14 protein-coding genes are annotated in these 18,691 nt (G+C 61.5%); 6 read left to right on the top strand and 8 right to left on the bottom strand.

The window, feature by feature from the left end; all coding sequences use genetic code 11:
• The first annotated feature begins 96 nt into the window (after nt 1-96).
• Nucleotides 97-2,586, top strand: coding sequence for a TonB-dependent siderophore receptor (locus TU73_RS04945; protein WP_057011242.1), 2,490 nt, complete (start codon nt 97-99; stop codon nt 2,584-2,586).
• A gap of 86 nt (nt 2,587-2,672) precedes the next feature.
• On the opposite strand, the gene pvdO is transcribed toward TU73_RS04945, so the two are convergent.
• Genes pvdO through pvdM form a run of 3 tightly spaced genes read right to left on the bottom strand, consistent with a single transcriptional unit; the run spans nt 2,673 to nt 6,211 of the window.
• On the bottom strand, nt 2,673-3,545 hold the full coding sequence (pvdO, locus tag TU73_RS04940) for a dihydropyoverdine dehydrogenase (protein WP_057011241.1): 873 nt from the start codon (nt 3,543-3,545) through the stop codon (nt 2,673-2,675).
• A gap of 29 nt (nt 3,546-3,574) precedes the next feature.
• Nucleotides 3,575-4,843: a pyoverdine-tailoring periplasmic protein PvdN gene (pvdN, locus tag TU73_RS04935; protein ID WP_057011240.1), complete on the bottom strand. Its 1,269-nt coding sequence runs from the start codon at nt 4,841-4,843 to the stop codon at nt 3,575-3,577.
• 18 nt (nt 4,844-4,861) lie between these two features.
• On the bottom strand, nt 4,862-6,211 hold the full coding sequence (gene pvdM / locus TU73_RS04930) for a pyoverdine-tailoring dipeptidase-like protein PvdM (RefSeq protein ID WP_057011239.1): 1,350 nt from the start codon (nt 6,209-6,211) through the stop codon (nt 4,862-4,864).
• A gap of 141 nt (nt 6,212-6,352) precedes the next feature.
• Here pvdM and pvdP point away from each other — a divergent pair, with 141 nt between their 5' ends.
• A complete protein-coding gene (gene pvdP, locus TU73_RS04925) occupies nt 6,353-7,978 on the top strand; it encodes a pyoverdine maturation tyrosinase PvdP (RefSeq protein ID WP_057011238.1) in 1,626 nt (541 codons plus the stop codon).
• A 21-nt stretch (nt 7,979-7,999) separates the two neighbouring features.
• On the opposite strand, the gene TU73_RS04920 is transcribed toward pvdP, so the two are convergent.
• From TU73_RS04920 to TU73_RS04910, 3 genes are all read right to left on the bottom strand, one after another.
• Complete coding sequence (locus TU73_RS04920; protein WP_057011237.1) at nt 8,000-8,542, bottom strand: thioesterase family protein; 543 nt, start codon at nt 8,540-8,542, stop codon at nt 8,000-8,002.
• Between the two features lie 735 nt (nt 8,543-9,277).
• Nucleotides 9,278-9,625 carry a hypothetical protein gene (locus tag TU73_RS04915; RefSeq protein ID WP_057011236.1) on the bottom strand — a complete coding sequence of 116 codons (348 nt, stop codon included), beginning with the start codon at nt 9,623-9,625 and terminating at the stop codon, nt 9,278-9,280.
• Between the two features lie 142 nt (nt 9,626-9,767).
• Entirely contained in the window at nt 9,768-10,490 is a 723-nt protein-coding gene (locus TU73_RS04910; RefSeq protein ID WP_057011235.1) for a pirin family protein, read from the bottom strand.
• A gap of 180 nt (nt 10,491-10,670) precedes the next feature.
• On the opposite strand from TU73_RS04910, the gene TU73_RS04905 reads away from it, so the two are divergent.
• On the top strand, nt 10,671-11,621 hold the full coding sequence (locus tag TU73_RS04905; protein WP_057011234.1) for a GlxA family transcriptional regulator: 951 nt from the start codon (nt 10,671-10,673) through the stop codon (nt 11,619-11,621).
• Nucleotides 11,622-11,771: 150 nt separating this feature from the next.
• Entirely contained in the window at nt 11,772-13,226 is a 1,455-nt protein-coding gene (locus TU73_RS04900) for an ATP-binding protein (protein ID WP_057011233.1), read from the top strand.
• Here the strand turns inward: TU73_RS04900 and TU73_RS04895 are convergent.
• A complete protein-coding gene (locus TU73_RS04895; protein WP_057011232.1) occupies nt 13,173-15,944 on the bottom strand; it encodes an ATP-binding protein in 2,772 nt (923 codons plus the stop codon). The two genes, TU73_RS04900 and TU73_RS04895, sit on opposite strands and share 54 nt — an antisense overlap.
• Nucleotides 15,945-16,002: 58 nt before the next feature.
• Nucleotides 16,003-16,401 carry a helix-turn-helix domain-containing protein gene (locus TU73_RS04890; RefSeq protein WP_043051491.1) on the bottom strand — a complete coding sequence of 133 codons (399 nt, stop codon included), beginning with the start codon at nt 16,399-16,401 and terminating at the stop codon, nt 16,003-16,005.
• Between the two features lie 204 nt (nt 16,402-16,605).
• On the opposite strand from TU73_RS04890, the gene TU73_RS04885 reads away from it, so the two are divergent.
• Nucleotides 16,606-17,517 carry a LysR family transcriptional regulator gene (locus TU73_RS04885; protein WP_057011231.1) on the top strand — a complete coding sequence of 304 codons (912 nt, stop codon included), beginning with the start codon at nt 16,606-16,608 and terminating at the stop codon, nt 17,515-17,517.
• Between the two features lie 143 nt (nt 17,518-17,660).
• On the top strand, nt 17,661-18,641 hold the full coding sequence (locus tag TU73_RS29280) for a hypothetical protein (protein ID WP_244887700.1): 981 nt from the start codon (nt 17,661-17,663) through the stop codon (nt 18,639-18,641).
• The last annotated feature ends 50 nt before the right edge of the window (nt 18,642-18,691 follow it).

Raw genomic sequence — 18,691 nt, 5'->3', positions numbered from 1 at the left:
TGGTTTTCATTAGTGGAGCCGTCTTATTACCAGAGGCGCTCAAAGACGCCACTATTTCTGCCAATCACAGGCCTCATTGTTCAAGGATTGCTGTCGATGTCTTATCCCCTTTGGTTGTCTACGCCCAAGCGTTACACGTTGAAGAAATTGCCCCAGGCTGTGCGCCTGATGATGCTCGGAGCTGTGCTGGTCGTGCCGGCCGCCGCTACGTTGATGCCGAGCGCCGCGTTCGCCCAGGGCGAGACGGGCAAGGTTGCCTTCGCGATTCCGGCCGGGCAATTATCGCAAGCGCTGATGGCGTTCGGCTCGGCGGCCGGCGTCTCGATCTCCTACGACCCGGCGCTGGCCAGCCAGCAAACCACCCGCGGGCTGAGGGGGCAATTCAGCGTGGATGAAGGGCTGTCCCGGTTGTTGTCGGGCAGTGGCTTGCAGGCCAGTCGCGAAGCCAGCGGCAACTATGTGGTGATGCCGCCTGCCAGTGGTTCGTCGGTGATGACGCTGGGGGCGACCAATATCAGTGCCGAGGGGCTCGGGGCGACGACCGAAAACAGTGGTTCCTACACCACGGGCTCCACCAATACCGCAACCAAACTGCCGTTGTCCTTGCGTGAAACCCCGCAGTCGGTGAGTGTGGTCACCCGGCAACTGATGGATGATCAGCACCTGTCTACGCTCAACGAAGTGATGGCGTTTACGCCGGGTATCAGCATCAACCATCGCGACAGCGAACGGTTCGATTTCAACTCCCGTGGCTTTACCATCCAGAACTTCCAGTACGACGGCATTCCGTCGCAAGTGGCCAACGAGTCCCAGCAATACGTCGGCGCCATTTCGGACATGGCTATCTATGACCGCGTCGAAGTGATTCGTGGCGCTACCGGCCTGATGAGTGGCGCGGGGACGCCGTCCGCCACCATCAACCTGGTGCGCAAGCGTCCGACCAAGGACTTCCAGGGCTACGTGTCCGGGGAAGCGGGGGCTTGGGATCGCTACCGCTCCGAAGTCGATGTCTCCGGGCCGCTGACTGAAACGGGCAATGTACGTGGGCGTTTTGTCGCGGCCTACCAGAAACAGAATTCGTTTATCGACTGGTACGGCCAGGAAAAGCGCGTGATGTACGGCGCGTTGGATATCGACCTGAACGACAGCACGACGCTGCGCACCAGCCTCGACTATCAGAACAACGATGCCAATGGCAGCAGTTATGGGCATATCCCGCTGTTCTTCAGTAACGGCAAGCAAACCAATTTCTCCCGTTCATTCAACCCGGCCTCGCGCTCCAGTTACATGGACAACACCAGCTACAACTTCACCACCATGCTGGATCACAGGCTGGACAATGACTGGAGCCTGAAAACGGCTTACAGTCATCAGTATTCTTACCGTAAAGGCCAGGGCGCATCGGCCAGCGGTGGCTACCCTGATCCGGCGACAGGGGAGGGCACAGGCGTGTTCATTTATCGCCTGGACAGCTACCAGACCCAGGACACCCTCGATACCTATGCCTCCGGCCCGTTCAACCTGGGTGGGCGCGAGCATGAGCTGGTGGTCGGTGCCAGTGCCTCGCGTACGCACCTTAACTTCCCCAACTACGCCAGTCACAACGATGACGGCGATTATGGGTCGGCGAATATTTTCAGCTGGAATGGCAATGAGTACGGGCGTCGTCAGTATTTCAAGGATGGCGGCACCGTCACCACCTTGCAGCAGACCGGCCTGTATGGCGCCTTGCGTTTGAAACCGTTCGATCCGCTGACCATCATCTTGGGCACCCGGCTCAGTTGGTGGAACCAGGAAGACGAGGTCAGTGATTACCTCAAGGGCACCAAGGCCACCGACAAGACCAAAAAAACCGGGGTGGTCACACCCTATGTCGGCGTTGTCTATGAGCTGAACGACACCTATTCGGCGTACGCCAGTTACACCAGCATCTTCCTGCCGCAGACCTTCTACAAAACCGCTTCGGGCGGCTCACTGGCTCCGCTTGAGGGCGACAACTATGAGATCGGTCTCAAGGGTGAGTTCTTCAACGGCGCGCTGAATGCCAGCATCGCGGTGTTCGACATTGAGCAGAAGAACACACCTGAGCAGGCGGGCGTCGATTCTGCCGGCCGCGCGGTGTACAAGGCCATCAGTGGCACCAATACCCGTGGCGTCGAGACCGAGATCTCCGGTGAAGTGGCCAGCGGCTGGAATGTGTTTGGTGGCTATACCTACCGTGAGTCCCATGACAAGGATGGCGGTCGGGTCCAGACCAACCAGCCGATCAACCTGTTCAAGTTCGGCACGACTTATCGCTTGCCGGGTGCGTGGAGCAAGTTGACCGTCGGCGGTAACGTGACTTGGCAAAGCGAGATGTACGCGTCTTCGCAAATCAACTATACGGGCCCTTACTACAAGGCGACCCAGGATCCGTTTGCGGTGGTCGGCTTGTTGGCCAAATACAAGGTCGACGAGCACCTGACCGTCGGTGTGAACGTCAACAACCTGTTTGACCAGAAGTACTACGACGGCATGGGTACGTTCAACTCGGGCTCCTATGGCGAGCCACGCAATGCCATGGTCAACGCCAAGTGGACCTTCTGATTCGCTGAGGCGCTGGGTTCGAAGAGGCGGGGGGGAGTTGACTCCCTCCCGCTTTCGTTCTGTATTGGTGGGTAAGGCGGCCTGGATCAGAGATCGCGAACGACCCTGAATCCGAGCCAGTCCCCGCGAGTATCCGGGTAGATGGTGTTGCGGTTGCCCGAGCGCGAAAACACCGGTGCCTCACCCCAGTCGTTGCCGCGAATCTGGTATCCCTCACAGTTTGGCTCCACCCACGCACTGCCATCAGTCGGTGCGCCGATGTAGTTTGGATGTTCGCAATCAGCTACCCGCTCATACACATTGCCGTGCATGTCATACATGCCAAACGCATTCGGCGGGTAGCTGCCGACCGGCGATGAATAGCTGTAGCCGTCCGCCGGGCCGTAGGTGTTGGCGTGCTTGGCGATGCTGTAGCCCTTGCCCTCGTCGAACGGGAAGGGGAACGGGCCGGTAGTGCCGGCGCGAGCGGCGTATTCGCGTTGGGCTTCGCTGACCATGTGGTACTGCTGGCCGGTCTTCTTCGACAGCCAGCTCACGTACTGCTTGATGTCGTCCATGTCCATGCACACCGCCGGCTGGCGCGGGCCTTGAGGATAGCGCGGCTTGCTGGCGATGCATTCGCGTCCGGGGCGGTCGTCGCCATTGGCGATCTTCACGCCGGTCTGGCGCACGTAGCTGTCCCATTCAGCGGCGGTGATATGGAAGCGGCTCATGGCGAACGGCTTGGCGAAGGTTACAGGATGCATCGGGCCTTCGTCGGGCTCGCGGCCGACCTCGCCTTCCGGCGTGCCCATGGTGAAAGTGCCGGCAGGCAATACCACCATTTCCGGGCAGTCCTTGCAGTCTTTGAATACCTTGCCCGGTTGCGGCGCGGCGGCCTGGGCCAGGTTCGGCGCCAGCGCGCCGCACAGGGCGGTGAGCGCCAGGGCGGTCAGGGGGGTGAGTCGGGATGGGGTCATGCGGGCATCTCGTCCAAAGGGAAAAAGGGTCATGGCCGTTGGCTCAGCAAGGTCACGAAGCGCTGGATCTCATCCGAGCTGTTGAGCAGGCCGGGCGCGGTACGAATCACCGGGCCGACGTCACGATCAACTGCGTCCACCACCACGCGTTTTTTCATCAGGTAGGCCGCCACCTCGTCGCTGTCCTGGTCCTTGACTCGAAAGAAGGTGAAACCCGCCGACAGCTCAGGGCTGCGCGGCGTGACCAGTTCGACCTGCGGGTGGGCCAGCAACTGGTCCTTGAGTTCGGTGTTGAGGGCGTGGATACGCGCCTGCACTGGCGCCTTGCCCAACTGCAGGTGCAGCTTGAAGGCTTCGTCGGCGGCCCAGCGATGTTCGAAGGCGTGGTAACCACCTGGCGTCATGCTGGTGGCGAAGTCTTTGTCCTCGGAGAAAGTCGGCACCATCGGTGTGACGTATTTGTTTTCGGCCTCGCGGGCGCACACCAGGCCGGTGCCGCGCGGGCCGAACATCCATTTGTGGGTGCCGGCGATAAAGAAGTCGCAATGCATGTCCGGGAAATCGAGGTTCTCGACGCCGAAGCCGTGTACGCCGTCGACCACATAGAGGATGCGGTCGTTGTCGTCACGGTTGCGGTTATGTTCGTTCACCAGTTGGCCGATCTCGCCGATGGGCAGTTTCACGCCGCTGCCCGATTGCACCCAGGTCATACCCAGCACGCGGGTATTGGGGCGGATGTTGCGCTTGATATTGCCCATCACTTCGTCGACGGATACCTGGGCGGCGTTCTCGAACAGGTGGATACGACGCACCTGGGTGCCTTGCTTGAGCACACGAAAATCCAGGCTGTTCTGCGTGGCGTAATGCTCATGCACCGTGGTAAGGATTTCCTGGTCCGGCCGTACCTTGATCCCGCCATAAATCATCGCCAGGCCTTCGGACGTGCTGCCGGTGAGGGCGATCTGTGCAGGGGTTGCATTCAGGTAGCGGCCGGCCCATTCGCGCACCTGGCCTTCACGCTTCCAGGTTTCCTGCAGGTCCCAGTCCATGGCCAACCCGGGGTTGCGGTCGATTTGCATGCGGTAGCGTTCAATGGCCTCGCGCACCGGTTTGGGGTGCGAGGCCACCAGGAAGTTGGAAAGGTGCAGGTAATCCGGGTCCTGGTTGAACAGCTGTTTCAAACCCGTCCATGGGTCGTTCGTAACGGCTGCCACTGCCTGGGGTAGCAATGCGGTGCCCAGCGGCAGGCTCGCGGCAAAGACGCCGGCCTGCTTGAGAAATGTACGGCGGTCGGTCATGGACTTACTTCGTGGTGATTAGCGGTTGGCCAATGGTTTGGCGGCTTTTTGTACCTGGTCCCACACCCGCAGGAAGTTGCCTCCCCACAGCTTGGCGATATCGGCTTCGGAGTAGCCGCGCTGGATCAGCTCTGCGGTGACGTTGCGCACCTCGCCGACGTTCTCCCAGCCCTTGAGGCCGCCGCCATCGTTGAAGTCCGAGGCGATGCCCACGTGATCGATGCCGATCTTGCGCACGGTGTAGTCGATGGCGTCCCCCAGGTCCTTGAGGGTGGCCTTGGGTTCTTCCTCGAGGATGGCGTACAGCGCGCTGGCGTATTGGCCGAAGCGTTGCTCGGGCCAGGCGGCAATGATTGCGTCACCGGGCATCAAGGCCATGGCCAGGTTGGGCAGTGGTGGCAGGTCGAAGCGTGCGCGCAGGGCGTTGAGCTTGTTCTGGGTCGGTTGGCTCAAGGGGCGCAGGTACGCGGGGAAGCCCACCACCTGCACCACGCCGCCGCTGTTCTTGATCAGTTGCAGTTCCTTGTCGCTGAGGTTGCGTGGGATATCCACCGACGCCCGTGGCGCCGAGTGGGACGCCACCATCGGCGTGCGGCTCAATTGCGCGACTTGCTCCAGGGCCTTGGTCGACATCTGCGACACGTCGATGATCACTCCCAGGTCATTCAAGCGGTGCACCGCTTGTTGGCCGATGGGCGACAGGCCCTCGAGGGCGTCGGTCGAATCATTGAAAAACGGCAACGGGCGCGACGAGTCGGACCAGGCGTTATTACCGATGTAGCTGAAACCGAACATGCGCATGCCGCGTGCGGCCCACAGGTCGAGCTGGTTCAGATCATTGCCCAGGGGATAGGCGTTGAGCATGCTGATGAAAATTGCAAACTTGCCTTCGCCGTGCAGGCGCCGCATATCGTCCGGGGTGTAGGCGATGCCCACCTGGTTGGGAAAGTCGCGGACCATGCCGGAAATGATCTTGTAGCGCACCTCCTGCTCATGGCGGGCCTCTTCGACAAAACCGTCAGTGGGCTTGTGCGGGGCATTGGGGCCGCTCCAGATTTCCGGCCAGCCAAAGATCGTCAGCGCCGCGCCGGACAATCGACCCCGCGCTGCCTTGGCCAGGTCGAACTGGCCGCTGCCATCCCTGTCGGCCTCATTGCCCGCCGTGCCGAAATCCAGGGGCACGGTGATATGGCTGTCAAACGACAACAGGCGATCCTGCATTTCATTGGCTTGCTTGATCACCTCCAGCGAGTAGCCGGCGTTGCCCTTGAACCACTGGTCCCAGACCAGAAAGCCGGCCCCGGCGCCGATAGCCAGGGCCAACGGCAGGCCGATATACAGCGCCTTTTTCGAACGTGATTTTGTCATTGCCATCTCAGTCAGTTGAGGCCTTTGCTATCAAGAAAGAACGAGCGATGACGGGGGAAATTTAGGTGGAGGGGCGCGGCGGTAAATTTCAGCGGGCTGCAAACGTTCTAGCTCTGATTAAGCCGTTTCCTAAGGTAGACAATGACAATCTCTCGACGTGGGTTCATCGCAGGCCTGGCGCTGACCGGCGCGGCCGTGCCGGCGGCCTTCTACGCCCATCGCGAGCTGACGCGGGAAGAGTTGCCCATCACCCCCGGCGAAGCCACGGTCGACCTTGCCGATATTCAGGGCCAGCATCTGGCGGACACCCTGCGCGGCGTATGGAGCCTGCGTCTGGAAGGCCGCGATGCCGGGCTCAAGGGCTTGCCATTGCAAGGCTTGGAACTGCTGCTCGACATCGCCCCGCGTGGCCGCGGCCTGCGTGGTTACCTGGACACCGCCGAGAACCTGCGCGCCGACGGCGAGCCGCGCTACCGCGTATTGGGTGATCTGCTCACCGGCGATGGCGCCGTGCTTTATTGGCGGTTGATCGACCGCGATGCGCAGGCCGGCGTACCCGCCTATGAGTTCAAGATGACCCTCGATGAAGTCTGGGCCGACTTCGGCAATGCCGGCAGCGGCACCCTGAGCGGGCAGATTCTCGACCTGGCGCGCCCCCTGGCCTTGACCGAACGCGACAACCGTTTCATCGCCCACAAACAGCTGTTTCCCGAAGCCCGCCAGCGCATTGGCCTGAATCCGACCTTGCTGGCCTGGTTGGTGTCTCCCGAACACCGGCTGTTTCACCAACTTTGGCACGCCAGCCGTGATCGGTGGCACAAGCTCTCCGAAGAACAACGCGAGGCCCTGCGCGGCATCGGCTGGCAACCCGGGCCCCGGGGCCAGGAGCGCGACGCCCGAGGCAAACGCAAGGATCGCAACGGTTCGGGCATCGACTTTTTCTTCATGCACCGCCATATGCTCGGCACCGCGCGCTCCATGCAGGATTTGCCCTCATGGCCGCAATTCCCCGAACCGCAACCGGCACTGGAACGTGATCGCCTGGGTTTTGTGCGGTACTTCGACAACCACGACGGCTTTGCGCTGCCCCCTTGTTGGTCGGCGCCGGATGACGCCGACTACACCCAGTGGGTCAGCGATATCAAGGCGGCCGAGACCTACCACAGCAACTTCCAGGTCTGGGAATCCCAATACCGCGATCCGCGTTACCTGGCCAAGTTGACCCTGGGCCAACTGGGCTCGGAGATGGAACTGGGCCTGCATGACTGGCTGCACATGCGCTGGGCCTCGGTGCCACGCGACCCGTCCAACGGTGCGCCGGTGCCGTTCGCCCGTGACCCTGCGGACTTTGCGGCGCGCTGGTATGCGCCGGAAAACGACTTCCTCGGCGATCCGTTTTCATCCCATGTAAACCCGGTGTTCTGGCATTTCCATGGCTGGATCGACGACCGCATCGAAGACTGGTTCCGTGCCCACGAACGGTTCAACCCAGGCGAGGTAACGCGGATGAAGGTCAACGACGTGGCCTGGTTTGCACCGGGCCGCTGGGTGGAGGTGGGCGACCCATGGCTGGGCCCGGACACCCACGGCTGCAGCACCACACCGGGGCTGCAACAGGGGCGCTCGATGGAAATGGACCCGGAAATCATGAAGCTGGCCCTGCGCATCACCTTTGGCGCCGATGAGGAACTGCTCGAAGGGTTGTTCAAGCGCGTACCAAAACGGCCGTGGTATGCACGGCATTTGAAGCTCAAGCGCCAGACATAAGGTGTGGCCCAACAGATGTTTTCAAACCTGCTCTTCATCCCTCAGTTGCACACTCATCTCATCGCAACTGCGCGCCCAATTGCTTAGCCATTGCGGCATCGGCGGCGAGGTTTCGTTCAAACCCAGTTCGCGCACGAATTCCGCCGGGGGCAGGGTGCCCTTTGCGGAGCGAAACAAGCCACGTATCACCACCACGCCAATCACTCGGCCGTTACTGACGAAACGGTGCTCCATCAGGCTCCACTTGTGGTCCCAGCCGAGCATGCGGGTGTGCACTTCGAAGACCTCGAACAGCTTCAACTCTCGACGAAACTTGCCCCAGGTATCGCCCACGATCGGCACCGCCTTGTGACGCAGCGCCACACGGAAGGCGCCCGTGCGCAAGACAAAATCCATACGCGCCACATCCGCCAGGGTGAAGTACCGGCCATTGGTGACATGCCGGTTGAGGTCCAGGTCCAGCGGCCAGACGCGCATGCGTACCACCGTGGTGTCCAGGCCATGTACCGGCTTGCGCCAGGGACGGCGCAACAGCATGTGCAGTAATCGAAACCAGAGATTCATGAAACTACTCGACAGTGGATCAATGGCAGCACTGTAAAGGTGCGGGATCGGCTAGGGTAGGTCCGCAAATGACTTATTACATGGGAAAAGCGCAAATCGGGTTCTAATATGCACATTGTTTTGCTGCGGTTTCTTTTTACTCTCAAGGGGGCCTTGCCGACGGTACCAGTGCCTAACTGATGTTCTCGGTCCAAATGTGGGAGGGGGTTTGCTCCCGATGGCGACCTGACAGCCGACCAGTATCTAACTGATGGTCTCGGTCCAAATGTGGGAGGGGGCTTGCCCCCGATGGCGGCCTGACAGCCGACCAGGGTGTTGGATCAGACCGAGTACATATCCATTCCTGGGGTAACGGCCACTATTGGTTCCGCTTTTACAGCGGGTCACTTTGAAAAGCGCAAAGTAACCAAACGCTCTTGCCCCACCACTCGGCACCTCGCCCAGGCTCGGTGTGCCCGTAATCCGACAGGGATTTGGGGGGCCGCCGCCACGCGCCATCCATGGCGCGGGGCGGCTAAACCGGCATCCCTGCCGGTTTACCCCCCAAATCCCTGTCGAATTCCGGCCAGCGTGGTTTAACGGGGCGCCTGAGATCAAAAGCCAGATCAAGAGCGGCTCGCTGCGCATCGTGGTTAGCGTAGGGCGATGCAGGATTTTGCGATATCCATGCAAATCGCAGACGAAAAAAAACCGGCTGATCAGGCCGGTTTGGGGTGTCCCGCCAACAGAGCGGGGTTATACGTGGGTGCTCAGCAAACGTTCGGCACCACCTTCGGCCAGGCCACGTTCCTGCAGGCGGTCAGCACCGCCTTCAGCCAGGCCACGTTCCTGCAGGCGATCCGCACCGCCTTCAGCCAGGCCACGTTCCTGCAGGCGATCCGCACCGCCTTCAGCCAGGCCACGTTCCTGCAGGCGATCCGCGCCGCCTTCAGCCAAACCACGTTCCTGCAAACGATCCGCACCACCTTCGGCAACGCGGGTTTCTATCAGGCGGTCCGAGCCGCCTTCAGCGACTACCGGGTGGGCAAAAGCGTTTGCAGCGAGTACCGAGAAAGCGAGGCTGAGCAAGAGTTGGCGTTTCATGATGGTGTGCTCCGAGTGTCTTGGTTGGGTGCCGTTTGGCATGGGTTTGATGTTACGCGTTGGATTTTTTAAGAGAACTTCATTGCGCTGATGGTGACTATCGATGCCAGCGATGGTCCTTGCCGGACCATCACTGCGAGTCTCACGGCATCTGCGGCAGTTCATTGGGGCGCAGGTCGAACACCAGCACCTCGGCGTCTTCGCCATGGCTCAGGCGAAGCTGGCGCTCATCACGCACCCGCACACCGTCACCTTCCTGCAAGCGTTGCCCATTGAGTTCAACGCTGCCGCGCGCCACATGAACGTAGGCGTAGCGATCCGGCGCCAGCGCCAGGCGGGTGCTTTCGTCGCCGTTGAACAGCCCGGCATACACCCGTGCATCCTGGCGAACGTTCAGCGAGCCATTGGCGCCGTCCGGGGAGATGATCAACTGCAAGCGCCCGCGTTTCTGCGCTTGACTGAAGTGCTCCTGCTGATAGCGCGGCTTGGCGCCGGCCTCGTTGGGCACGATCCAGATTTGCAGGAAGTGCACCCCCAGGCGTTGGCTGTGGTTGAACTCACTGTGGGCCACGCCGCTGCCGGCGCTCATCAACTGCACATCGCCAGGGCGGATCACCGAGCCGGTGCCCAGGGTGTCCTTGTGTTCCAGGGCGCCTTCGAGCACATAGGAGAAAATCTCCATGTCGCGGTGCGGGTGCTGGCCGAAGCCCTTGCCGGCGGCGACGCGGTCATCGTTGATCACTAGCAGGTCGGAAAAACCCTGTTCGTTGGGGTTCCAGTAGTTGGCGAAAGAGAAGGTGTGGAACGACTTCAACCAACCGTGATTGGCGGCGCCGCGTTCGGAAGCTTTGCGAAGGGTCAGCATGGTCCAGTCCTCAAGTGAGCGCGGGCTGCGAGATGCAGGGCGCTTGGGTGAGGAGAAGATTAATGGTTATCGAATTATTCATTAACGAGCTGAAAATAGAATAACTGTCTCTCTCTGGTTGACATTTAAAGTCGTGCCATAATGGCCGCCGAATTTCTGTTCAATGGACTTTCCCCGCTTATGAAAACCGTGGCCATGGCGCTGTTCCCGGACTTCCTGCTGCTCGACATGGCCGGGCCGCTGGAAGTGTTTTCGATTGCCAACCGCTACCTGCCGACAGCCGACCACTATCAGATCCTGACCATTGGCACTGAGCCCGGTCCGCTGCGGGCCTCCAACGGGGTGATGGTACAGACCGATTTGCTCCTGGAGCAGGACCATGGCGCCTATGACCTGCTGCTGGTGCCGGGCGGCCCGGGCGCCTATAACGAATGCCATCCCGCGCTGCTGCCCTGGCTCAAAGCAGCGGCGCCACGGTCCCGGCGTTTCGGCTCGATCTGCACCGGCGCCTTCGTGCTCGGGCACGCAGGCTTGCTTGACGGGCACCGCGTGACCACCCACTGGCATTACACCGAGCGGTTGATCAAGGCGTTCCCCAACGCCATTGTCGAGACCGATCGCATCTACTTGCAGGACGGACGCCTGATCACTTCGGGCGGCGTCACCGCCGGTATCGACCTGGCCCTCTCGGTAGTTGCCCAGGACCACGGCAAGCAAGTGGCGGTGGATGTGGCCAAGGTGCTGCTGGTAGTGATGAAGCGCCAGGGCGGTCAGGCCCAGTTCAGCCCGATGACCGCCGCCGTGGCGCCCCAGGAAACCGCGATCACCCGCGTGCAGAACCATGTGCTGGCGCACCTGGAACAAGCCTTTACCATCGAGTCCATGGCCGAGCTGGCCGGTATGAGTGCACGGCATTTTGCGCGACTGTTCGCCAAGGACGTGCAGATGACGCCCATGGCGTTCCTGCAGGGCGCACGCATCGACCGTGCCCGGCACCTGTTGGAAACCACCGACCTGCCGCTCAAGACCGTGGCGTTCCACGCAGGCTTCGGCAGCGTGCGGCATATGCGCTTTCTGTTCAGTGAAAAGCTTGGCCTGAACCCTACCCAATACCGACAACAGTTCAGTTAACGACACAATGTCCGTCCAGGGCACTCGATTGTCCGTGTCGCTCCCCGTGCCAGCATTGCCCTGTCATCGCCAGCTGGCAAGATAACGCCGAGCCCATGGAAAAGGACGCGCAGGCACTCAAGCACGGGTGTTCCAGCGCTTTTAGCGGACATGCACAACTCTGCGGCGATCAGCTTCGGCCCCTACACTTTTCATCGGCAACAGCGCCTGGTCAGCAAGGCGGGCCTGCCGGTGGCGCTGGGCGGACGCGCCCTGGATATTCTCGCGGTGCTGCTCGAAGCGCCTGGGCAATTCATCAGCAAGGCGACCTTGATCCAGCGGGTCTGGCCCAACAGCGTCGTCGAGGACAATAACCTGCGCGTGCACATTGCCGCATTGCGCCGTGCGCTCGACGGGCCACGCCTGATCCTCAATCACCCCCAGCGCGGTTACTGTTTCGTCGCCCCCGTGCAAGGCTCGGCGCCGACGTTACTGCCACAGCACAACCTGGCGACGCGGCTCAGCCCGGTATGTGGCCGCGATGAGCTTGTGCGGGTGCTGGCGCGACGATTGCCCGGGCACCGGTTGTTGACGCTCACCGGGATGGCCGGCATTGGCAAAAGTACATTGGCCCTGGCTTTGGCCGAGCGGGTATTGCCCCGCTATCGCGACGGGGTGTGGTGGGTCGACCTGACCCGCATGCATGCACCCCACGAACTGCTCGGCAGTCTCGCCACGGTATTGCAACTGCAGGATTGCGAGCGCCTTGATGAGCTGTGCCGCCAATTGGCCTCGCGCCAGTTGCTGCTGGTACTCGATGGTGCCGACCTGCTGCTGGGCGCGTGTCGCAAGCTGGTGCGTGCATTGCGCGAACGGGCGCCCGGCATCAGCGTGCTGGTTGGCAGCCGCGAAGCCTTGCTGTCCCCCGGCGAGTGGGTGCTGCGCGTGCCGCGGCTGGCCGTGCCGTCCCCGTCGGCATTGAGCAGTGTCGAGCAGGCCATGGCCTGTCCCTCGGTGCAGCTGTTCATCGCTCGGGTTTGTGCCGGCCAGCAGGGGTTTGTATTACGGCATCAGGATCTGGCAGCGCTGCGCGATATTTGCCGGCGCCTGGACGGTATCCCGTTGGCTCTCGAATTGGCGGCGGCCCAGGTCGACGCATTGGGCATCAGCGGTGTGCAGAAACAATTGCGCACGGGGCTGCAGACGTTGACCCGCGGGCGCCGCACGGCGGTGGAACACCATCGATCACTGACTGCTGCCCTGGACTGGAGCTACGAACGTCTGAGCCTGCCGGAGTGCTGGCTGTTCCTGCAGTTGGGGTTGTTCAAGAGGGCGGTGACCTTGCCTGCCTTGAGCGAGCTGGTGAGCGGGACCGAGCTTGAGCACGCCGACCTGACCTATCTGCTGGCGCGCCTGGTCAATGTCTCGCTGCTGAGCGTCGAGCCTGGGCTAGGCCCGCAGCACCGCTACCGCCTGCTCAACTGCGTGCGCAGCTATGCCCTGGCGCAACTGCGTGACCCGCGTCAGGTCGAGCGTTTACAGCAGGGCTACGAGCCATGTATGGGCGCTTTTTCAGGCCGGCCGTTTGTCCTGCAACTCGTCGAGCAGGCTGCCTGCGCGGACTAAGTCGCGGGTGGTGAAGCCTTCGGTAAATCGCCCGTAGACTGAACCCAGCAGGTCCCGAGCGGCCTGCAAGCGCCCCTGCTGCTGCCACAGTTGCGCCAGGGAAGTCGCACAGCGCAGTTCCCAGGCCAAGGCACCTTGCTGGTGCGCCAGGCCCAGGGTTTCGAGCAACAGGGCTTCAGCGGCGCGGCTGTCGCCCCGTTGCACCCGCTGTTCGGCACAGACCCGCAGGATTTCAGGCGCGCACCAGCCCGCAGAGCCTGTGCGTGCGCGTTCAAAGGCTGCTTCATCGACTTCGTCGGCGCCGAATGTGATCAGGGTGTCCTCGATCAGTCCCAGTCCCTGCAAATCCTGGTCGACCAGGATACCGGCGTAATGCCCGGCCCAGGTCTGGAACAACTGCGCCGAATGCTTGTGCGACTGTTCCAGCAGTAGCCTTTGCAGGGCTTGCGCATCGTCTTCGGCGCCGTTGTAGCGGGCGATGACGACCCCGGCCAGGGCCAGGGTGTAGCAGATCGAGGTGCCATGATTGATTTGCAGGGCCAGCTCCAGCGCCTGGCTGGCGGTACGCCAGGCACTATCGGGAAACCCTTGCAACCACAGGATCCGCGCCAGCAGGGTCAAGGACGCCACGCTTTGATCGTATTGCACCCCGACACCATGGGCGAAGCGGTTCACATGGCCGCTGTGACTCATGCGCTGCAGCACTTGCTCGGCATTGTGTCGGGCGAGCGCCTGGTCCCCGGTGTAATGCTGGGCCAGTGCGCGCAGTCGTTGGGCGCTCAGTTCCAGCAAGGGTTCGGTGCGCGGGTCGAGGCGATCAAACTGCAGGCTTTGTTGCAGTGCTTGGGCATAGCGCCCGGCACACAGGTTTACAGCCATTTGCCCGGAGACCGCACGCAGTTGCCCTGCAACGTCCCGGTGTGCCAGGGCCAGGCGTTCGGCACTGACAAAGGCTGCAATGGTGCGCGGCGCAGCGCCCATCGCGTGGTAGGAGAGGCTGCCCAAGGCCAATTGCAATTGAAGGATCAATTGCGTGCAGGGCGTGTCGACCTGGCCTATCAGCGCCAGTGCCTTGTCCACATAGCCACCGTGCTCACGTAACAATGACAATTCCTGCCACAGGGGCATTGCGCTGACCGTCAGGCGGATGGCCAGCAAGTGCCCGACGTCCTCGGCAAAGCCCCAGTCGAGCGCGGCGCGCACGTCTTCGCGCAGTGGTGCATAGCGGTCGAGCCAAGGCTGTGTGGCAAGCAGTTCCCAGTCGGTCCGGGCCTGCTCCATCAGCGCCAGGCAGCGGGCCGCATGGCGCTCTCGGGTGGCTGGCAATTCGCCGGCGAGGCTGAGCTTTTCCAGGGCGTACGTACGGGTGATATCCAGCAGGCGATACACCATCTCGTCATCGCCGGCCTCCACATTCAACAAAGACTTGGCCACCAATTGCGTGATGGAGCCCAGCACTTCGGCGGGTGCGATCGTTTCCCCGGCGATCACCGCTGCGGCACTGGCCAGGCTGAAGCCTGCGCGAAAAACCGCGAGGCGGCGCAGGCAGGTTTTTTCGCACTCGCCGAGCAGGTCAAAGCTCCAGTCGAGGGTGGCCCGCAGGGTTTGCTGGCGCGGCAGGGCGCTGCGCCGCCCGCGGGTCAGCAGGCGGAAATTGTCTTCCATCTGTACCAGCAGCCCCTGCAAACCAAAACGCTCGATTTGCGCGGCCACCAGTTCAATTGCCAGGGGAATGCCGTCCAGGCGCTGGCAGATATCAATGGCCAAGGGCAGTTCAGCTTCGCTGAGGGCAAAGCTGTCCTGATGGGACATGGCCCGCTCGATCAGCAATTGCATGGCCGGGTAGCCCAGGGCCTGGGCGCGGTTGCCGGTGGCGGGCGGGCAGGCCAGCGGCTCGAGGCGTTGCACATATTCACCGTCGGCGCGCAGGGCTTCGCGGCTGGTGGTGAGGATGTGCAGGTGCGGCGCATGGCGCAACAAGGTTTCGCTGATCAGGGCGATGTCGTCGAGCAAGTGTTCGCAGTTGTCGATCACCAGCAACATCTGGCGTGCCTGCAGGCTACGGGCGAAGCTGACCAGCGGTGCATTCGCAGCGGGTGTCAGGTCGAGGAGGGCGGCGAGGTTGGGCAGGATCATCGAGGCTGCGCTGAGCGGCGCCAGGTCCAGCAGATGAATGCCGTCACGGTAGTGCCCGATCAACAACTCGGCGACGCGCAGGGCCACGGTGGTCTTGCCGATGCCACCGGCGCCGGTCAGGGTGATGAAGCGCTGCTGCGGCAGTTGCTGCACCAGGGCGTCGATCAGGGCTTGGCGGCCGATCATTCGGGTACGCCGCAACGGCAGGTTATGGCTCGGGCGCTGGGGCATGCCACCTGTGGGTAGCGTCATCGGTTCGATGCTCAGTGGCGCAACAAAACTGTAGCCGCGCTGAGCGACCGTGACGATATAGCGCTGCCCGGCCTGGCCATCGCCCAGTGCCTTGCGCAACGCGGCCATGTGCACCCGCAGGTTGCCGTCTTCCACCACGGTCTTGGGCCAGACCCGCGTGATCAGTTCCTGCTTGCTCACCACATTGCCGGCCTGCTCCAGCAGGACCAGCAGAATATCCACGGCCCGCCGCCCCAGGCGCAGCGGGCGGCCGGCCTCCAGCACCAGGCGCTGGCGCGGGTGGACACGGTAGGGGCCGAAGTGCACGGCCTGGTCGCTCAAGTCAGTCATGGCTGCCCAGGTTCCGGAGTCGAAGATGGGTCAGCATATTCCAGGTGCGTGAAGACCACTAGGCGGCGATTACCAAAGGCTTGTGGCGCGACTGGTGGTTTCGCCAGGTCATCGGGTTCACGCCTTCGCTGCGCGTGAACATGTGGCAGAAGTGCGCCTGGTCGCAAAAACCACATTCCAGGCTGATTTGCGTGAGGCTCAAGGACGAACCGGTGATCAACTCCTTGGCACGCTGGATGCGCTGCTGGCGGATCCATTCCTGGGGTGATAGCCCGGTGGTGCATTTGAATGCGCGGGAAAAGTGGCTGCGCGACAAGGCGCAGGCCTGGGCCAGGTCGGCGATGGCCAGGCTTTCGCCGAGGTTGGCGAGGATCAGTTGCTTGGCGATTCGTTCGCGCCGGGGGCACAGGCCGCCAGTGGCGGACAAACGTGGGGCGTATTGCTCGAGTCGGGCCATGACAGATATCCGTAGTCGATGGGAGCGTTCCCGGTGGATGGATGCAGTGTAGACGCCTGCATTCTTGGTGCAGGTGCACCGGCCTGACGAGTTAATCGTTGTTAATTTCGCCAGCTGCAGGCGTGGAAAAGACAGCACAGGCATGCAATCGCGGGGAGTGCGGATATGCTTCCCTGACTGTCTGGAAAACGTTTGGATACCGCCATGAACCGCAACGACCTGCGCCGCGTCGACATGAACCTGCTGGTGATTTTCGAAGCCTTGATGTTCGAAAAAAACCTGACCCGGGTCGCCGAAAAGCTCTTTATGGGCCAACCGGCGGTGAGCGCTGCATTGGGCCGTTTGCGCGACTTGTTCGACGACCCACTGCTGCTGCGCAACGGCCGCGGCATGGAGCCCACGCCCCGTGCGGTGGCGATACTCAAGGAGCTGCAACCGGCCATGGACACCATCTCGGGCGCCGTCAGCCGCGCCAAGGACTTCGACCCTTCCAGCAGCAGCGCGGTGTTTCGCATCGGCCTGTCCGATGACGCCGAGTTCGGGCTGTTTCCGGCGTTGCTCAGCCAACTGCGCGAAGAAGCACCGGGCATCATCGTGGTGGTGCGCCGGGCCAATTACCTGTTGATGTCGGCACTGCTGGCCAGCGGTGAGATCTCGGTGGGCGTCAGCTACACCACCGAACTGCCGGCCAATGCCAAGCGCAAGAAACTGCGGGACATCCCCTGCAAGGTACTGCGCGGCGATGACGGCGTGGCGCCGCTGACCCTGGATGACTACTGCGCCAGGCCCCATGCGATGGTGTCGTTTTCAGGGGACTTGAGCGGCAATATCGACCTGGACCTGGCACGCATCGGCCGTTCGCGCCGTGTGGTGCTGGCCGTACCGCAGTTCAGCGGGTTGCGCGCACTGCTGGCGGGCACGCAGATTATCGCCACCGTGCCGGATTATGCCGCGTGCGCACTGACCGAGGGCACCCGCTTGCGCGCCGAAGAGCCGCCGTTTGCGATTGACGCAGCGGAGCTGTCGATGGTGTGGAGCGGAGTGCATGACAATGATCCGGCGGAGCGCTGGTTGCGGGGGCGGATTGCGGAGCATATGTCGAGAGAGGGTGGATAGGTCTACCCATCAGCCAAAGAAACACTTGATGGGCATTGAAGTACAGCAAACTCCTAGGCGTCCAAGCGCTTTTTCTGGCAGCTTGCTGTGATATGAGCCTTCTACCATGGGTTAGCTTTTCCATAGAGGACTTGTAGCCAAACATGCATATCAATAAACCGCATTTTGTTCCACATATAGACCCTGAGCCTTCTTTGACCGCTCCAGCGCCAACGGCGGGGGGCGTGACCGAGGAACAACCGGGCGATCATGCCACCTCTTCGGAAACTCCCACCACGCGCGCAAAAAGGAGTACTGCGACACGGCCTGATTCGCCGGCGAGTATTACCGAAACCTCAAAGTTGGACCACGTAAGCGATCCGAAACATGAAATTAAGAAAGAGGCTACAGCACCGAATGGTCTGTATGGCGTGAGTTATTCACTGCCGACCTCAGGCAAAGGGTTGAGCAATATTACCTTTCCAATGAGTATTGCTGAGGGAGCCCAAAGAAAGAGTGCCAAGGATGGGGGGATTTATTACGCGATGCAGTTCGGCGTTATTAATGAAAACGGTAAATCCCTGGGTAACGGTTATATCGGGATGCAGCCGCGGCAAGATGGCAAGGCGCTGATTACGTTTTCGGGGTTTGGTTCGCATTTTTTTGCGCCCCAGGGCCGTGCCGAGGCGGATGGTGGGGCAGGTGGCAGCAATAGCACCCTGGTGGATTTCAAATTTGGCAATAAATATAACCTGACTGTTGAACGAGACCCTGAGAACCCCAAGATATTGAAGGGCTACATCCAGGATGTCACGGATCCTGATAACCCAGGGGTCAAGCAGCATGTCAAAGACATCGAGGTTGACCAGAATGCCGCGTTATCCGGTAACAACAGAGGGTTCGTCGAACACTACGGCGCGAGAATCAACCGGAGTTCACAGATTGCGCCGACCAGTGGCAGTTTTTCTGCGCCCTTTACTACGGATGCTGAAGGCAATGTCAAAGTAGGTTCAATCAAAGGCGACGGGTTATACGGCAGGTACCGGAACTCGACAACAGGGACTCATGAAACAACAAAAGTCGGCGGGGTAGGTAAGGAGCTGAAGTTTTCGTTTCAGGGAGTGGGTCACGAAAAAAAGAGCTGAGACCTCACAGTAGTTATCGCTTAGTAGCAGAAACGCCGGAAGGTCGCAAA

The sequence above is a fragment of the Pseudomonas libanensis genome, assembly GCF_001439685.1.
GTDB lineage: Bacteria > Pseudomonadota > Gammaproteobacteria > Pseudomonadales > Pseudomonadaceae > Aquipseudomonas > Aquipseudomonas libanensis.
Note: the sequence above shows the minus strand (reverse complement) of the source record. Positions and strands in the feature narration are given on the sequence as shown.

Bases quoted from the DNA above. Each gene is read 5' to 3' on its own strand.
- TU73_RS04945 (WP_057011242.1), top strand. From the start codon at position 97: ATGTCTTATCCCCTTTGGTTGTCTACGCCCAAGCGTTACACGTTGAAG.
- pvdO (WP_057011241.1), bottom strand. From the start codon at position 3,545: ATGACCCCATCCCGACTCACCCCCCTGACCGCCCTGGCGCTCACCGCC.
- pvdN (WP_057011240.1), bottom strand. From the start codon at position 4,843: ATGACCGACCGCCGTACATTTCTCAAGCAGGCCGGCGTCTTTGCCGCG.
- pvdM (WP_057011239.1), bottom strand. From the start codon at position 6,211: ATGACAAAATCACGTTCGAAAAAGGCGCTGTATATCGGCCTGCCGTTG.
- pvdP (WP_057011238.1), top strand. From the start codon at position 6,353: ATGACAATCTCTCGACGTGGGTTCATCGCAGGCCTGGCGCTGACCGGC.
- TU73_RS04920 (WP_057011237.1), bottom strand. From the start codon at position 8,542: ATGAATCTCTGGTTTCGATTACTGCACATGCTGTTGCGCCGTCCCTGG.
- TU73_RS04915 (WP_057011236.1), bottom strand. From the start codon at position 9,625: ATGAAACGCCAACTCTTGCTCAGCCTCGCTTTCTCGGTACTCGCTGCA.
- TU73_RS04910 (WP_057011235.1), bottom strand. From the start codon at position 10,490: ATGCTGACCCTTCGCAAAGCTTCCGAACGCGGCGCCGCCAATCACGGT.
- TU73_RS04905 (WP_057011234.1), top strand. From the start codon at position 10,671: ATGAAAACCGTGGCCATGGCGCTGTTCCCGGACTTCCTGCTGCTCGAC.
- TU73_RS04900 (WP_057011233.1), top strand. From the start codon at position 11,772: ATGCACAACTCTGCGGCGATCAGCTTCGGCCCCTACACTTTTCATCGG.
- TU73_RS04895 (WP_057011232.1), bottom strand. From the start codon at position 15,944: ATGACTGACTTGAGCGACCAGGCCGTGCACTTCGGCCCCTACCGTGTC.
- TU73_RS04890 (WP_043051491.1), bottom strand. From the start codon at position 16,401: ATGGCCCGACTCGAGCAATACGCCCCACGTTTGTCCGCCACTGGCGGC.
- TU73_RS04885 (WP_057011231.1), top strand. From the start codon at position 16,606: ATGAACCGCAACGACCTGCGCCGCGTCGACATGAACCTGCTGGTGATT.
- TU73_RS29280 (WP_244887700.1), top strand. From the start codon at position 17,661: ATGCATATCAATAAACCGCATTTTGTTCCACATATAGACCCTGAGCCT.